The organism is Bacillus sp. FSL M8-0256, assembly GCF_038005765.1.
GTDB lineage: Bacteria > Bacillota > Bacilli > Bacillales > Bacillaceae > Bacillus > Bacillus safensis.
Genome location: NZ_JBBOTU010000001.1, coordinates 2,192,905 through 2,208,547 on the forward strand (window position 1 = coordinate 2,192,905; position 15,643 = coordinate 2,208,547).

The window sequence follows — 15,643 nt, forward strand, 5'->3', positions numbered from 1 at the left end:
TCCTCCTCATTCTGGAGAGGAGATGGCTTGCCTCACATCACATGCTTTGATTTCTCATGTGCGGCGAATCATCCCTCTGTCCAAGTCCCTTAGGATCAAGGCAGAAATTTATCGAATTTTTCTTCCTAACAGGTACAGTTCTTTGCAGATACTGCCCACACGAAGTATATCAAAAATGTGCCGGGTGTTCCACTCAAGTTGACTTGATCTCAATGTCTGCGGAGTAGATTTTTTGGATACCGTCCTCCGTTTCAAGCAATAAAACACCTTCTTCATTGATGCCAAGCGCCTTCCCCGTATATTGCCCATTGACGGTGCGGGCAACAATATGTTGACCGATCGTCATCGCAAACGATTCCCATAATTGTTTAATCGGTGCAAATCCTTGCTTCATATAATCATCATATCTTTTTTCAAAAGTGGACATGATCTGTTGTATAAGTGCAGCACGATCCACTTTTTCATTCAGTTCCATCCGCAGACTTGTGGCGACATCCTTTAGGTCATCCGGGAAGTCATCAGCTGTTTGGTTCACATTTATGCCTGGTCCAATAATGACCGCATGAACCTGGTCCGCTTCTGCTTTTAATTCAGTCAGAATGCCAACGACCTTTTTTCCATTCAACAAAATATCGTTTGGCCATTTAATAGATGGACTGAGTCCTGTTTGCTGCGCAATCGCTTCTGCGATGGCTACAGATGCCAAAAGCGTCATTTGCGGCGCTTTATGCAGCGGAATTTCAGGCCGCAGAATGAGACTCATCCAAATGCCTGTCCCGTTTGGTGAATGCCACGTTCTTTGAAGACGCCCTTTTCCATTAGTCTGATGATCACTCACAACGATCGTGCCGTGGGGCGCACCTTCATTGACAAGATCATGGGCAATCAGCTGAGTTGAAGCGACTTCTTTCTGAAAGTAAATATGCCTGCCGAAGCTCTCTGTTTCCAGACCAAACAGAATTTCGTCCTCACTAATTTTGTCCGGTTTACGAAGCAGACGGTATCCTTTTCTTCTAACTGCTTCTACCTCATACCCCTCTTTTCGCAAGTCCTCCATATGCTTCCACACAGCTGTTCGGGAGCAGCCAAGTTCATCACAAATCTGCTGACTTGAGACAAAATCCTCACTGGATGCTGTAAATAGTTCAATTAATCGTTTTCTAATTGCGGATCGCATGCTTTAAGCCACTCCTCTATGGCTTCTTTTCGGTTTTCTAAACGGTTTTGCAAAACGGCTTTTTTCACAAAATTGAGCTCCTCTGCAATCCATTTCCCAGACGTCTTTTGCCGAAAGGCCATTAAATCTTTTCCTGAAACAGCGAGGTCTTGGAGGTTTTTAATCGGCAGTGCATCATAAGAACGCTTCGCTGCCTCCAGTTCATCAAAGAAAATGCGGCGCTCATGTTTTAGCTGTGTGATCTTCAAACTAGATAAGAGCACGTGTTCACCAGCTTCAAACATGTTTTCCGCATCCCAGTCACAATCAACATATTTACTAATGGCTACTGCTTCTTTCAAAAGCTTGGTTGACAGCTTCCATTCTTTTAAGAAGGCCGCAGCCTCCGCTTCATCTAGGCCGAGCAAATGGATGCAAGCCCCCCATACCTCTTCTAGTCCATCCAGTAAGTAATATGGAAAGGATTGAAAGGATTCATGAAGACGCTCCTCTTTGAGACCTGGCAATTCTTCATATAATTTGGTTGAAATGAGTACTTGAATGGCCTGCTCACAATGACGGCCTTTTAAAAGCTTCTCCATTTCAATCTTTTTGCGCTCAACTGATATGTTGGCAAGCAGATGCTTATCCTTTTTCATAGCTTCAGCCGTTTCATCAGCGAGTTCAAAGCCAAGCTGGCTTAAAAAACGGACAGCTCTCATCATGCGAAGCGCATCTTCTTGAAAGCGGCACGCAGGATCTCCAACAGTTTGAATTCGTTTCCGCTTAATATCCTGTTTACCACCTACATGATCAATAATTTCTCCATTTATATCCATGGCCATTGCATTAATCGTTAAATCTCTTCTTAAAAGATCTTCCTTAAGCGACGTGATAAACGCCACTTCTTTCGGTCTGCGAAAATCTTCATATTCTGATTCCGTTCGAAACGTCGTGACCTCATAGCTGACACCATCATGCAACACAATGACAGTGCCATGCTCCTTACCGACATCTACTGTTTTTTCAAATAAAGACTCAACCTTATCAGGTGTTGCATCTGTCGCAATATCGATATCACCGATTTCCCGTCCTAATAGAACATCTCTCACCGCTCCGCCAACAAAGTAAGCCTGATGCCCATGTTCGTGCAGTGTATGTAATATAGGGATCGCATGTGTGAATGGTTCATTCATCTTCATCATCACCTTCGATCAATTCTAGGTAAAGCTTCTCATATTCACTCACAATCTTATCAGAGGAGAAATGAGCCTGAACACTAGACTGAGCTGCCGCTGACACTTTTTCATGAAGCGCTTCGTCTTTCAGCAGAGACACTGCGTGCTTTGCTGCTCCGTCTATATCGCCGAGCGGGACAAGAAAACCTGTTTCTCCATGTGTAATGACCTCTGGAATACCGCCGACATCCGTACCGATACAAGGAACACCGCACGCCATTGCTTCAAGAAGCACAAGCCCAAAGCTCTCCTTCTCTGAAAGAAGCAGCTTCAAATCACTTATTGAATATAGCTCCTCAACCTTCTCTTGCTTGCCTAAAAATAACACGCGGTCTGTCAGTCCTAATTTTTTCACGAGTTCACATACAACCGATTTCTCAGGACCATCACCAATGAGCAGCAGCTTTGCCTGCACCTGTTCAGCAATCTTTTGAAACACATGAATCACGTCATGTACCCGTTTCACCTTTCGAAAGTTTGATACATGAATGATGACCTTTTCGTTCGGTAAAAGACCATAATGTGTCTTTAGCAAATCGTGATCTTCACGCAAATACACCCGTTCATCTACAAAATTATGAATCGTATCAATCTTTTTATCTGGTTTGATGAGATCGTATGTCTGCGCAGCTAATGAATGCGATACCGCTGTTACGCGATCCGATGATTCGATGGCGAACCGAATCACTTCTTTTAATGATGGATCATAGCCTAAAACCGTAATATCCGTTCCATGAAGCGTCGTAACGACTTTCACAGAGTGTCCAGTCATTTGTTTGGCTAGAAACGCACAGACAGCGTGCGGGACTGCATAATGCGCATGAATAATATCAAGCTTTTCTCGTTTTGCGACTTCTGCCAATTTACTTGCCAGCGCAAGGTCATAAGGCGGATATTGAAAAACTGCATATTGATTCACATCCACCTCATGAAAATAAATATTCGGATATACTTTATTAAGCCTAAACGGAATGCTAGAGGTAATGAAATGAACATCGTGCCCTTTTTCAGCTAAACGTTTTCCAAGCTCCGTGGCTATAATGCCTGAGCCGCCGACACTTGGATAACAAGTAATTCCGACCTTCAGTTTTTTCATAATTACCCCCCAAGTAAGTCATCGTCCAACAAAAGTGGTTTCTTTGTGATAAACCCTTCTGCATAAGCTTTGTTGACTTCTCTTCCATACATAGACTCTCTCATTTTGACAAAATCAATATAACCGTTCACAAGAGGTGTCTCTACTGAGTTTGCCGATTTAACAAATTGGCTTTTATACGCATGCAGGCTATCAATTTTTTGGTGCATTTCCTCAGAAATATCGATCACAAAATCTGGACGATGGTGCCCATTAATCATGTAATAATACATTTGAGTTATTTTATGCGCTGGCTGCTTGTATGAATCTTCAAATTTATGTATACCTGCAGAAAAAGCGGCCTCTTCTACAAGTGAGCCCGCATGGCCATGATCTGGATGCCGATCTTGGTGGTACGGAGCGAAAATCAGTTTCGGTTTGTAAGTTCGAATCACGCCCGCAATTTCCTTCATCGCTTCATCATTTAGATACAGCCCTCTATCTGGCAGTGTGAGCTGGATTCTCGCTCTGACACCTAAAATAGCGGCGGCGGCTTTTGCTTCTTCTTTGCGGCTCTCTACTGTTCCATTTGAAGATAATTCGGCCTGGGTCAAGTCGCAAATCCCGACGCGCGCCCCTTTTTTTACGTATTTTGCAATCGTTCCGCCCATTCCGATCTCTACATCATCGCTATGGGCACCGAATGCAAGGATATCAAGTCGTTTCATTTGTTCCTCCGTTTTTTGCTACATCTCGAAAATCAAACGTACCTTTATTTAAATTCCTGACTAAAATTTCAGCAGTTCCCATATTGGTGGCTAATGGAATGGTATACACATCGCAAAGCCGGATGAGTGCAGATACATCCGGTTCATGCGGCTGCGCAGTTAGCGGGTCTCTAAAAAAGAGCACAAGATCCATTGCATTATCAGCAATTAAAGCACCGATCTGCTGATCTCCCCCAAGTGGTCCTGATTGGAAACGATGAATGGGAAGCCCCGTCGCTTCTTTCACTCTCAAACCTGTTGTCCCTGTTGCGTAAAGTGTATGATCTGCCAAAATATCACGGTACGCAGTGGTAAACTGAATCATGTCACTTTTTTTCTTATCATGAGCGATTAAAGCAATGTTCATCAGGAATCCACTCCTTATTAGTCGATGATATTTTCTAAACCATAAACGAGCTGATCAATGTGCATGACCTGCTCTACTGAAAGTTTCACGCCTGACATAAAGGATGCACGGTTATAAGAATCATGACGAATGGTGAGCGTCTGTCCGTCCATTCCAAACAGCACTTCTTGATGTGCAATCATGCCAGGAAGTCTCACGCTGTGCAGACGGATACCATCATAATCTGCTCCTCGTGCACCTTCGATTAATTCTTTCTCTTCTGGATGTCCCTGTTTTTTGCTTTCTCTTACTTCTGCAATCATTTCAGCCGTTTTTAAGCCCGTACCGCTTGGGGCATCTAGTTTTTTATCATGGTGAAGCTCAATGATTTCAACGTCAGGAAAATAATTCGCTGCCATTTTGGCAAATTTCATCATTAAGACCGCACCGACAGCAAAGTTTGGTGCAATAATACAGCCTATGCCCTTTTCTTCTGTTAATTGCTGAAGCTCTTTTAGGTCATCTTCTGAAAATCCAGTTGTTCCGACGACTGGACGCACGCCATGTTCAAGTGCTTTTTTTGTATGTACTTTCCCGATTTCTGGTGTTGTTAAATCAATTAATACATCTGGTGTTGTTTCTGAAAGACACACATCAATATCCGTATAAATTGGCGCATGAGATGTCGTATGAATCACATCAGATAATTTTTTTCCTTCATGCGCGTGATCAAGTGCTGCCACCAGCTCAAAATGGCCTGTTTCTTCCGCCAGCTTCACAGCCTCTATCCCCATTCTTCCTCTTGCTCCAGCGATTACTACTTTGATGGTTTCGTTCGTCATCGTCTCTACTTCCCTTCTTTTTTCGTCCAGCGGTCTTTATCTCTTGTGTTGAATTTATGCATCACACGATCATGTGCTTCTTCTAGTGAAATATCAAGTGAATTAGCAAGGCATGTTAACACAAACAAAACATCGCCAATTTCTTCTTCCATGCTTTTTTCTGTTTCCGTTGTTTTTTTCGGCTTTTCTCCATAGTAATGGTTAACCTCTCTTGCCAGCTCCCCTAATTCTTCTGTCAGGCGGGCCATCATGGCAAGCGGGCTGAAATAGCCTTCTTTAAATTGTCCTATGTAATCATCTACTTCTTGCTGCACGTGACGCAGCGTTTTTTCTTTCGTCATGAAGCTCATCCTCCTATCCATCTCTTACATGTTAGCGAAATCATAAATATTTGACAAATGTTTAAGACTCAGTTTGCTTGTTTCTCTCCCATACCATATAATATTATCGCTGTCTAAGCAAAAAAAGGAGTGGTCTCTTGCTAAAAGAAATTCGTCTTAAAAATATCGTATTTATTTTAATAGGATCTGCGATTTTTTCTTTCGGTCTTGTTCATTTTAATATGCAGAACAATTTGGCGGAAGGCGGATTTACAGGTATTACACTGCTTTTATATTTTCTATTTCACATTGACCCATCTATTTCAAACCTTGTCTTAAACATTCCGATCTTTTTTATAGGCTGGAAAATGCTCGGCAGAACGATGTTTACTTATACAATTGTAGGAACAGTGAGTCTTTCTGTCTTTCTTGCCATCTTCCAGCGCTTTCAAATACATATGCCTCTCCAGCACGATTTAGCCTTAGCCGCCCTCTTTGCAGGTGTATTTATCGGAACAGGCCTCGGAATCATCTTTAAATTCGGCGGTACAACAGGCGGTGTGGACATCATTGCAAGACTGATCAACAAGCATTATCAGGTGGCAATGGGACGAACAATGTTCATCTTCGACGCATGCGTCATTACCATCTCTTTGACCTACTTAAATTATAAAGAAGCGATGTATACACTTGTCGCAGTGTTTGTTGCTGCGAAGGTCATTGACTTCATGCAAGAAGGCGCTTACGCTGCCAAAGGCGCCATGATTATCTCTGAAAAAGATGACATCATTCAAAAGAAAATCACAGATGAAATGGAGCGCGGTGTCACCATCTTAAAAGGGGTCGGTTCCTATACGAAACAGGAGCGCAACGTTCTTTATTGCGTCGTTCCGAAAAACGAGCTTGTCCACCTTAAAAGCGTCGTGACCTCAGTCGATCCTCATGCGTTTGTATCTGTCAGTGACGTGCATGATGTACTCGGTGAAGGCTTTACATTAGATGAACACAAAAAGCCGCTCAATCCGCATTAAAAAAGAAGCACCAGTTTTGGGCTTCTTTTTTTATGATTTAGGATAATCAGCCTGACGTTTTTGCTTCTTTTCTTTTTCTGCACGATATTTCCGAAATCCAACATACGTTAACGTTAATAAAATGATACTCCCGGTTGTTAAGATGACCCATAAAAGCGATGGATCCGCTTCATCTTCATCGACGTGAGCAAACACACTCGATAAATCCTCTTCCAGCTTCGTAAGACGTTCAAGCTTTGTCCCACTTGATGCTTTTAAAAATTCACCTTGCTCAATCACTTCCATGTGCTGCTTAATCGTCTGCAGCTTTTCAGGCGAAATATCAATGGTTAAACTTGGATAGATCATATCGTATAAAGAAACCAGCTCATTCCAAGTTTCATAAAATGTCGTCGATTCTGGATCTTTTACTTCTTTTTTCAAAGTAGGAAAAGAGCCCATAATAGGCTTCTCCAGCGAACCCCAAAGAGGCTCAGAATCCGACTGGATCGCATCAAGCAGCATTCTAAATTGAGAGGCATAACGAAGCTTTTCGCGCTCATTCAATTCTTCCTGCGGCAGCCCTTTTATCATATCTTGATAGCCAAGTGTAATTTGCCGAATCTGCGTATTCGTCAAAGTTCCACGCCAATTCTCAGCTTTAAATGTCTTTTCAACATACAATGCGACTTGTAACGCCTCATCATATTTAGCTTGTCTCGTTAATTGAAAGATGGAATCTGATAGTTCCGTTAATTCTTGCAGCGTGTTAGCAGCTGTTTCCTCACCTTTGACAACTGCTGGCTGTAATACGAGAAAAAATAATAGAATCATCGCGATTGGCTTTCGTTTCATGCAAGTCCCTCCTAGCCCTTCTCCTTACAGCGTATGAAGAAAAGGACAAGGTTAGACCAACATTGTTAAGGGAGTTCAAGCTTGACCGATTTTTTCGATAGAACGAGATAATACGAAACAAGAAGAACCGCAATACTTAGCCAAAACGTCACGTAGCCGATCTCGTTTGAGTAAGCAGACAGCATAGAATAACGGGGCATCATACCAAATACATAATCAATTACATCATTATGTAAGATCCAAATGCCTGCTACCACGAGATGACGCATTTGAAAACGATAATATGGCGCAAACAATACAGCCTGAACCGCCATCGCAAAGTGAGACCCAATCAGCATGTATCCTTCCCACGGAAAATCATCAACAGATAAAAGCACAAAGATATTCATTCCTACCGCCCATAACCCATATTTAATCAAGGTCACAAGAGCAAGTGCTTCAAAATAAGGAGCATTTCGTTTCATCAAAAACGCAAGTAATACAAATAAAAAGAAAAAGCTGGCCGTTGGACTGTCTGGTACAAAAGCTAAAAAGACAGCCGGTGTCTCTACGAGCTGCGGAATATACCAATAGTAGCCGTACACAGTGCCAAGGAAATTGATCATAAGCACCAGCACAAGCATGTAGCGCGTCGCTAGCAAATATTGAATCCATCTCATATGTCTCTTCACTCACGATCTGTTAAAATCAGAAAAAAGCTGACAGCGCCAGCTTTTTCTCTTTTGAGTATATCCTTGTACTTGCATTTAAACAACTGAATTATTTTGATTTGACCTCAGATAAATATTTAGAGAGCTTCTCAAGTTCTTCATCACTGCCTTTAAAGACACCCTTCGGCATGTTGCCTTTTCCTTCTACAGCGATTTTAGCGATCTCCTCAGGCGAAAGACCGTTGTCAACAAGTGACGGTCCAGCTGCTCCGCCCTGCATGTTATCCCCGTGGCAGGAGATACATGTCTGCTCTTGATAAATTTTATATTCTTCAGCTGAAGTATCAATCTCTGCTTCTTTCTTAATCTCACCTTGTTTTGCCGCTGCTTCCCAATCATGAGTTGCAACAGACTCCCACGTTAAATATGTTGCTGCGCCGACTGCAAGAATCATCATCCCGACTGCAATTGGTCTTCTATACGGTCTGCGTTCTGGACCTGAATCAAGAAATGGTGCGAGCAAAAGTGCACCAAACGCAATTCCAGGCATAATCATCGCGCCGACGACAGTGAAGTTTCCTGCAGCAAATTCATATTTTAATAACTGGTACAAAAATAGGAAATACCAGTCTGGCAGCGGAATATAGCCAGTATCTGTTGGGTCAGCCATCCGCTCAAGCGGAGGCGCATGAACAACAGTTAGGACAAGAAAGCCAATTAAAAAAACGGCACCTACAAGCCATTCCTTTAAAAGAAAGTTCGGCCAAAAGGCTTCTGTTTTTCCCGGATATTCGGAATAGTCTTTAGGTATGTTAGGTTTTCTTTCTGCCGGTATTCTGGAATCTCCGACAAACTTCATCCCTTTTCCCCTATGCAAAGTCATCCCCTCCTCATTGAACATTCATCAAACGCAGCATTTTATAGCGGTCCAGAAATTCCTTGCTTACGAATCATAATAAAGTGGGCAGCCATCAGCCCAAATAATGCCGCTGGCAAGAAAAAGACATGGATAGCGAAAAATCTCGTCAGCGTTTGTGCCCCTACAATGTCAGGATGACCTGCAAGCAGCGTTTTGATCTCTTTACCAATGAAAGGTGTTGCTTCTGCTATTTGAAGACCAACCTTCGTCGCAAACAGCGCCTTCATATCCCATGGTAAAAGATAACCTGTAAAACCAAGTCCAAGCATCACAAAGAAAATGAGCACACCAACAATCCAGTTCAGCTCTCTAGGCTTTTTATACGCCCCTTGGAAAAAGACCCTTAGCGTATGTAAAAACATCATCACAATGACTAAACTCGCACCCCAGTGGTGCATCCCTCTGACAATCTGACCAAATGCCACTTCATTTTGCAAATAATAGACAGATTCCCAGGCATTTTTAATATCCGGCACGTAATACATCGTTAAAAACATGCCCGAAAGGACTTGAATGACTGTCACAAAAAACGTTAAACCGCCAAAACAATACACAAAAGCGGAGAAATGATGTGCTGGGTTGACGTGCTCTGGCACCTCGTGATCCGCAATATCTCTCCATATTGGTGTAATGTCCAGCCGCTCATCTACCCAATCGTAAATCTTGTTAAGCATCGTTACCCTTCCCCTTTCGGCACAGCTTTTCCAAGATAGAGGTATCCGTCCTTCACTTGCTGCTTATAATGGTCAAGCGGTGCAAGCGGTGGAGTTCCGGGTACGTTTGTACCATCCTTGTCGTACAGCCCATAATGGCACGGGCAGAAAAATTTGTTTGGATTTTTCGGATCACTGTTCCAGTTCACTGTACATCCTAAATGTTTACAGATCGGCGATAAAGCGACAATTTCATCCCCTTCTTTGTACACCCATGCTGACCTAGATTCCTTTGACTCGTACCATGCATCTACTTGATCAATTTTAAAGTCAAAGCGCTTCGGTTCCTTTGTCAGTTCATCTACACTGACAACTTGAACCATATCCTGATCCTCTGTTCCTTTTAGCACAGGGTCAAGCGCAAAGCGAACCATAGGCATGAGCATTCCAGCGGCCATAAATCCCCCCACGCCGGTCAACGTGTAATTCAAAAATTGACGCCTGGACACTCCATGTCTCTTCTCGCTCATTTTTTTCTCCCCCCCTCAGGTCGTCAGCTACTTTATAACTGAATTAGAAAAAATTTCATAAAACTAGGACACCCTCATAATATATCAATCTATTCACAAGGTCAACATCCTAAAAAGCTATGTACAATGCAAATGTAAGGGTTTTTATGAAGGGTTCCATTTTTGTAACAAAAAGTTCAAAATTTGTTCTACACTGTCTTGAATGACTTTTTGCTTTAATTCAACCTTCAAATGCTCCAGCGGAACCGGCTTGAGCAAAAATAGCGATTCACTGATCTCAGTATGCTCTTTCCACTGGTGATCAGATGTGATCAATACGACATGCTGAAAATGATCCTTGAGCGACTGCTTCATTATGAGTATATCTTCTTGTTTCCGGTCACTCACTTCCAAATATGTATGTGGCGGAAAAAGAAAAACCCGCCCTTTTAACTGTCTTTCAAGTTCATCTGCTACAAGGATAGTAAACTCTCCTAAAGACACGGTTTGTTTCATTTGATCCGCATCAATCCCAACTAATGGAATGATAGCGGTATCAATGTAAGCTTTAGATTGCAAAAAGCGATCCGCGTCCTCTGCTTGAAACCTCATCAATTTCCCCTCTTTCATGACATAAGCCCTGCCTGTGTAGGGCAAGGCTTATTCGTTCAGTTTATGACAATAGGCTTAATTCTTTTGCCAGCTTATTAAATGTTTCTTGATCATGACGGTCAAGTGCTTCATCTATCTCTTTCATGAGTCGTTCTTTTTGGAAAGTTGCGATTGAATGCTCAAGCACTTTCTCAGCAAGATCCTTATCTTTTTCGTTCTCATAAAGATCCTTTGGAATATGAGGATTTGTTTCAAGAACAGCTGCATATTCCGGCGAACGATAAGCAGAACGGAAATTCAATTGAATAAACAAATCCTGCTGTTTATTCAAACGAATATCATGAAATGACTTTTCAGCATCTGTCGTCATGATGTTTTCTTTATAAAATCTAAAGGGAACTTCATCCACACAGTGTGTTGACATGATGATTCCCCTTGGGCAAAATTCTGCTTGCTCTACAAAATGAACCTTTTCCATCAAAGAGTCGTGACTCATTAAATAATTTAATATCCAAACACACTCTCTTCGTTTTAGCTGATAATGGTTTAAGAACCACCGGATAAATTCCTTTTTTTCATTGACAGAAACAGGGGTCTGCATGTTATTCCCTCCTCTATCGTAAATTAAATTGCTATACATGAATTATTCAACAAACCAGTTCTTCATTCCTGCAAACTATAAGGAAATTTCGTCTTCAATTCTTAAAATCGTTTCTTCAATTTCTTCATTCGTGCCATCTTTCTCTAAAACTTTGCGTAATAACGGCAATGCTTCTTTTTGTCTGCCCTCTTCTAAAAGGAACGAAGCGTATTCATATAAGAAGTCACGCTCCTCATCAAAATCAGGCAGGGCAAGCTTGAAATACTCGGCAGCTTCTTTGTATTCTTCTCGCCCGACAGAAGCAGATGCAGCATACCAATTCCATTTTGGATCATCTTCCCCAAAGCTTTTAACCTCTTTAATAACATCCAGAATTTCATCAAACAGCTCTTCATTTAAATAGATCGCCAGCAATGTTTGAACTGCTTCAATATAACCCGGATCGAGAGCAAGTGCTTCTTGAAGCAGTTTTTTCGCATCTTCTGAATCCCCATTTTTCAAATCAATCTTGGCACCATATAAATATAATTCTTTGTTATACTCATCAACTTTAATACCCTCTTTTACTACTTCTAAAGCCTCGTGATATAGTCCTTCTTCCTCATAACTTTTCGCTAAAGGCATATAAAGTGACGAATAGGACGGATCAATATCTTTCAGTTCTGTAAGCTGCTGAATGGCTGTTTTCGTTCTGCCAGCCCTCATTGCTGTAAATCCGTAGCCAAAAAGAGTATTCGGGTCTGCTTGATCTTTTACTGCCTTTTCGTACCATCCAAGTGCATCCTCAAATTCTCCAGCTGTGCTGAGCGATTCAGCGAGCCGCTGATACACATTGACACCGCCAACCTCATGCTGCTGATCTGCCACTTTGTAGAAATAATCGGCCGCTTTTTTTGAAAGGCCTTGAGAAAAATACAACTCACCTAATGCAAAATCGATGATGGCTTCATTCGGAAGTAGTTCTTTCGCTTTTAAAAGCTTTTGTTCACTGACTTCAAATAGTCCTTGCATTTGATACAAATCTGCCATTAACAATAAACTCTCTGGGTACGCATCATCATCTTCAGGAATCGTTTCTAATACTGAAATCGCCTTCTCTTCTTCATCAGAGTCAATCAACAGCTCTGCATAAAAACACGTTAAACCTGTTTCCTCTGGATATAAATCATGTAAATCACTGATGAGATTCCGTGCTTTATCGATATCTCCCCAATCATAATATAATTGAGCCGCTTGCGCCTTTTCTTCATCATGCAAATGCTTCTCTGCTTGAGCAAGTGTTTGGAGTCCTTTTTCAGTCTCACCCGCCTCAACTAATTTTATGGCTTCTTGTAATGAACTATTCAAATCAAACCGTTCCTTTCTGTTTCCAAAAACCTAAACTATTGTTACTTCATATCATAATCGACAGGTACACATCCAGCAAATATGTTGCTCTTTTAAAATGAACCCATTTTTGTGTTTTAAAGACTGTTTTTCATTTCATCCTATACGAAACTGATGATTTGTAAACTGCAGACACTATTTTTATCGGACAAAATGTTTTTTTTCAAGGTTTCACCTTGAGACAAGCTATGCTATATTTCTGACAAATATGCCAAAGGAAAGAAAAAGCCTGAGGACCTCCTCAGACTGTTTTCGTTAAATATTCAATGTGTTCAAAGAAATTCGGGTATGAGACACGAACAGCATCTGTATCTTCAATCTCAATTGCTTGCTTTGTCACACATGCGGCAATTCCCAGCATCATACCGATACGGTGATCTCCGTAGCTTGAGACGACTGCGCCGCCTTGAAGCGTAGTTTTACCATGAATCTTCATACCATCATCTGTTGCTTCAATATCAGCACCGAGTTTTTTAAGTTCTGATACGACTGTATCAATTCGATTGGTTTCTTTAACTTTTAACTCAGCAGCATCTTTAATGATCGTTGTTCCTTCTGCTTGGGTCGCAAGAAGCGCAATAATCGGGATTTCATCGATGAGTCTTGAAATCATGTCACCAGAAATTTCAATCCCTTTTAATGATGAAGTAGAAATCGTTAAATCACCATACGGTTCTCCGCCTTTGGCATCTACTTCATTGATCTCAAGGTTTGCACCCATAAGTTTCAGCACATCAATAATACCTGTTCTTGTTTTGTTTAGCCCGACATTTTTTAAGACAATCCGGCTGTTAGGAACGATTGATCCAGCTACAAGGAAAAATGCAGCTGAAGAGATGTCTCCAGGAACAAATATATCTGTTGCTGTTAATGTCTGGCCGCCTTCAATGGAAACACTTTGTTCATCTTCATCTAGTTTTACACCAAACATAGAGAGCATTCTTTCTGTATGATCTCTTGATTTATGTGGTTCAGTTAATGTTGTTGTACCCTCTGCTTGCAGCCCAGCTAAAAGGACAGCCGACTTAATTTGTGCACTTGCCACCGGAGACTCATAAGAGATGCCTTTTAAATGTCCGCCACGAATAGACAGTGGTGTATACTCGCCATTTGCTCTGCCGTCTATTTTGGCTCCTAGTTGTTTCAGCGGACCCGTCACACGTTTCATTGGTCTTTTGGCAATACTCTCATCACCAATTAGTGTACTGTGAAACTCACAACCAGCTAATATTCCCATCATTAATCGAATGGTTGTACCAGAATTGCCAACATCAAGAATGTCAGACGGCTCCTTGAGCTCTTTCAGTCCTTTACCATGAATGACAACATCTGTCCCTTTTTGTTCAATTTCAACGCCCATCTTTCTAAAGCAATCAATCGTACTTAAACAGTCAGCTCCAGGAAGAAAGTTTTTCACTACTGTGGTCCCTTCAGCAATTGCACCAAACATCACTGATCTATGTGAAATAGATTTATCACCTGGGATATGAATTTCTCCATTCATAGGAGCATTTTTATGAATTTTCATGTTTGTCACCTCAGTCAGCATAAAATGTATCGTAATTCGCTCTATTTTTTATACAGATTTCTGCACGCTTGCGGTCGTCGTCTGTTTGAAAACTAATGCGTAAAATCCCATTAATGTCTTCCCGCGTCTCAATAATACGGATATTAGTAATACTAATGTTTTCACTTGCTAGATGCCCTGTAATCTCCGAAATGACCCCAGGGTGATCCGGAACATCGACATACAGATCATAAAAAGCAGGAATGGCTCCTTTTTTCCTTAGAGGCAGTCCATCACGATATTCCTTTGCATCTTGAAAATAAGAGAACAATCCTTCAGCATCTTCTTGCTCTACGAAGGTTTCAATGCGGTTAATCTCTTTTTTCCATTCACGAAAACGGTCTAAAATCTTGTGTTTATTGTGCAGCAGGATATCCCTCCACATTGCAGGATTGCTTGAAGCAATTCGTGTGATATCACGAAAGCCTCCAGCAGCAAACCGTTTAACAAGTGGGAATTGTTCTTCAAAATGATGTGCTTGATGCACAAGACTGGCTGCAACAATATGAGGAAAATGGCTAATTACACTTGTCACAGCATCATGTTCTTCTGGTGTCATCTCGATGAAATGAGCATTTGTCCCCTTTAACAAATCCATCAACCGATCAACAGCTTGGCGGTTTGTTTCCTTTGCAGGCGTTAAAATGTAGAACGCATTTTCAAATAAGAAGTCTTTTGCTGCAATAACACCTGACTTATGAGAGCCTGCCATTGGATGTCCACCAATAAATTGGTACTGCTCAGGCAGCGCTTTTTCAGCAAAATGGACGACCTTTTGCTTTGTGCTGCCGACATCAGTGATTGTGAGCTCTCTTTCAATTCCAGAGTCTGCAATATCACTAAGCATCTTTACTGTTTGCTGGACAGGTGTTGCCAAAATAATGGTCGAAGATTCTTCTAAACCAGCCAGAAACGAATCAGCTGTTGCATCAATAATTCCCAGCTTTGTTGCAGCAACCATTTGCTCTTTGGAAACATCAAATCCTACAATTTTTTTGTGAGGATACTCTTTTTTAATCGAGAGTGCAATGGATCCCCCAATTAAACCGAGTCCAGCGATTAATATTGTTTCGTTTGCATCATTCATATTCATCACCTGATTTTTCGCGAAAATTAAACAACCTATTTCAACAGCTT

18 protein-coding genes are annotated in these 15,643 nt (G+C 41.6%); 1 reads left to right on the top strand and 17 read right to left on the bottom strand.

Translation table 11 applies throughout. The features are described 5' to 3' along the window. Window positions 1–193: 193 nt before the first annotated feature. The 7 genes from NSQ76_RS11105 to NSQ76_RS11135 are packed head-to-tail and all read right to left on the bottom strand — an operon-like array spanning window position 194 to window position 5,765. Window positions 194–1,177 (bottom strand): biotin--[acetyl-CoA-carboxylase] ligase, encoded by a 984-nt coding sequence (locus tag NSQ76_RS11105; RefSeq protein ID WP_025093069.1) that lies wholly within the window; start codon window positions 1,175–1,177, stop codon window positions 194–196. After that, entirely contained in the window at window positions 1,150–2,352 is a 1,203-nt protein-coding gene (locus NSQ76_RS11110) for a CCA tRNA nucleotidyltransferase (protein WP_034623470.1), read from the bottom strand. The genes NSQ76_RS11105 and NSQ76_RS11110 overlap by 28 nt, the downstream gene beginning before the upstream one ends. After that, the gene (bshA, locus tag NSQ76_RS11115; protein WP_024422784.1) at window positions 2,345–3,490 is read right to left on the bottom strand and encodes an N-acetyl-alpha-D-glucosaminyl L-malate synthase BshA; all 1,146 of its coding nucleotides are present in this window, start codon (window positions 3,488–3,490) and stop codon (window positions 2,345–2,347) included. Before bshA ends, NSQ76_RS11110 begins: the two co-directional genes overlap by 8 nt. A gap of 2 nt (window positions 3,491–3,492) precedes the next feature. Continuing rightward, window positions 3,493–4,197, bottom strand: a complete 705-nt coding sequence (gene bshB1 / locus NSQ76_RS11120) for a bacillithiol biosynthesis deacetylase BshB1 (RefSeq protein ID WP_034623468.1) — start codon at window positions 4,195–4,197, stop codon at window positions 3,493–3,495. Beyond that, window positions 4,184–4,603 (bottom strand): methylglyoxal synthase, encoded by a 420-nt coding sequence (gene mgsA / locus NSQ76_RS11125; protein ID WP_024422786.1) that lies wholly within the window; start codon window positions 4,601–4,603, stop codon window positions 4,184–4,186. Before mgsA ends, bshB1 begins: the two co-directional genes overlap by 14 nt. Window positions 4,604–4,620: 17 nt before the next feature. Continuing rightward, the gene (dapB, locus tag NSQ76_RS11130; RefSeq protein WP_024422787.1) at window positions 4,621–5,424 is read right to left on the bottom strand and encodes a 4-hydroxy-tetrahydrodipicolinate reductase; all 804 of its coding nucleotides are present in this window, start codon (window positions 5,422–5,424) and stop codon (window positions 4,621–4,623) included. Window positions 5,425–5,429: 5 nt separating this feature from the next. Then, window positions 5,430–5,765: a nucleotide pyrophosphohydrolase gene (locus tag NSQ76_RS11135; protein WP_024422788.1), complete on the bottom strand. Its 336-nt coding sequence runs from the start codon at window positions 5,763–5,765 to the stop codon at window positions 5,430–5,432. A 137-nt stretch (window positions 5,766–5,902) separates the two neighbouring features. Between NSQ76_RS11135 and NSQ76_RS11140 the strand changes: the two genes are divergently transcribed. Continuing rightward, window positions 5,903–6,775: a YitT family protein gene (locus NSQ76_RS11140; RefSeq protein ID WP_024422789.1), complete on the top strand. Its 873-nt coding sequence runs from the start codon at window positions 5,903–5,905 to the stop codon at window positions 6,773–6,775. A gap of 30 nt (window positions 6,776–6,805) precedes the next feature. Here the strand turns inward: NSQ76_RS11140 and ypjB are convergent, their stop codons facing one another. The 10 genes from ypjB to NSQ76_RS11190 form a co-directional block, all read right to left on the bottom strand. Further along, on the bottom strand, window positions 6,806–7,609 hold the full coding sequence (gene ypjB, locus NSQ76_RS11145) for a sporulation protein YpjB (protein ID WP_024422790.1): 804 nt from the start codon (window positions 7,607–7,609) through the stop codon (window positions 6,806–6,808). Between the two features lie 65 nt (window positions 7,610–7,674). Next, complete coding sequence (locus NSQ76_RS11150) at window positions 7,675–8,268, bottom strand: DUF1405 domain-containing protein (RefSeq protein ID WP_024428102.1); 594 nt, start codon at window positions 8,266–8,268, stop codon at window positions 7,675–7,677. Between the two features lie 100 nt (window positions 8,269–8,368). Next, window positions 8,369–9,136 carry a menaquinol-cytochrome c reductase cytochrome b/c subunit gene (locus tag NSQ76_RS11155; protein ID WP_024422792.1) on the bottom strand — a complete coding sequence of 256 codons (768 nt, stop codon included), beginning with the start codon at window positions 9,134–9,136 and terminating at the stop codon, window positions 8,369–8,371. Window positions 9,137–9,177: 41 nt separating this feature from the next. Continuing rightward, window positions 9,178–9,852, bottom strand: coding sequence for a menaquinol-cytochrome c reductase cytochrome b subunit (gene qcrB, locus NSQ76_RS11160; RefSeq protein ID WP_003215804.1), 675 nt, complete (start codon window positions 9,850–9,852; stop codon window positions 9,178–9,180). Window positions 9,853–9,854: 2 nt separating this feature from the next. Continuing rightward, window positions 9,855–10,361 (bottom strand): ubiquinol-cytochrome c reductase iron-sulfur subunit, encoded by a 507-nt coding sequence (locus NSQ76_RS11165; RefSeq protein WP_007500911.1) that lies wholly within the window; start codon window positions 10,359–10,361, stop codon window positions 9,855–9,857. Between the two features lie 144 nt (window positions 10,362–10,505). Continuing rightward, window positions 10,506–10,952 (bottom strand): YpiF family protein, encoded by a 447-nt coding sequence (locus NSQ76_RS11170; protein WP_024428101.1) that lies wholly within the window; start codon window positions 10,950–10,952, stop codon window positions 10,506–10,508. A gap of 61 nt (window positions 10,953–11,013) precedes the next feature. After that, the gene (locus NSQ76_RS11175) at window positions 11,014–11,553 is read right to left on the bottom strand and encodes a ReoY family proteolytic degradation factor (RefSeq protein WP_008344562.1); all 540 of its coding nucleotides are present in this window, start codon (window positions 11,551–11,553) and stop codon (window positions 11,014–11,016) included. Between the two features lie 75 nt (window positions 11,554–11,628). Then, entirely contained in the window at window positions 11,629–12,900 is a 1,272-nt protein-coding gene (locus tag NSQ76_RS11180; protein WP_034623466.1) for a tetratricopeptide repeat protein, read from the bottom strand. 280 nt (window positions 12,901–13,180) lie between these two features. Beyond that, a complete protein-coding gene (aroA, locus tag NSQ76_RS11185; protein ID WP_024428099.1) occupies window positions 13,181–14,467 on the bottom strand; it encodes a 3-phosphoshikimate 1-carboxyvinyltransferase in 1,287 nt (428 codons plus the stop codon). A 10-nt stretch (window positions 14,468–14,477) separates the two neighbouring features. Continuing rightward, a complete protein-coding gene (locus NSQ76_RS11190) occupies window positions 14,478–15,593 on the bottom strand; it encodes a prephenate dehydrogenase (protein WP_034623464.1) in 1,116 nt (371 codons plus the stop codon). Between the last annotated feature and the right edge of the window lie 50 nt (window positions 15,594–15,643).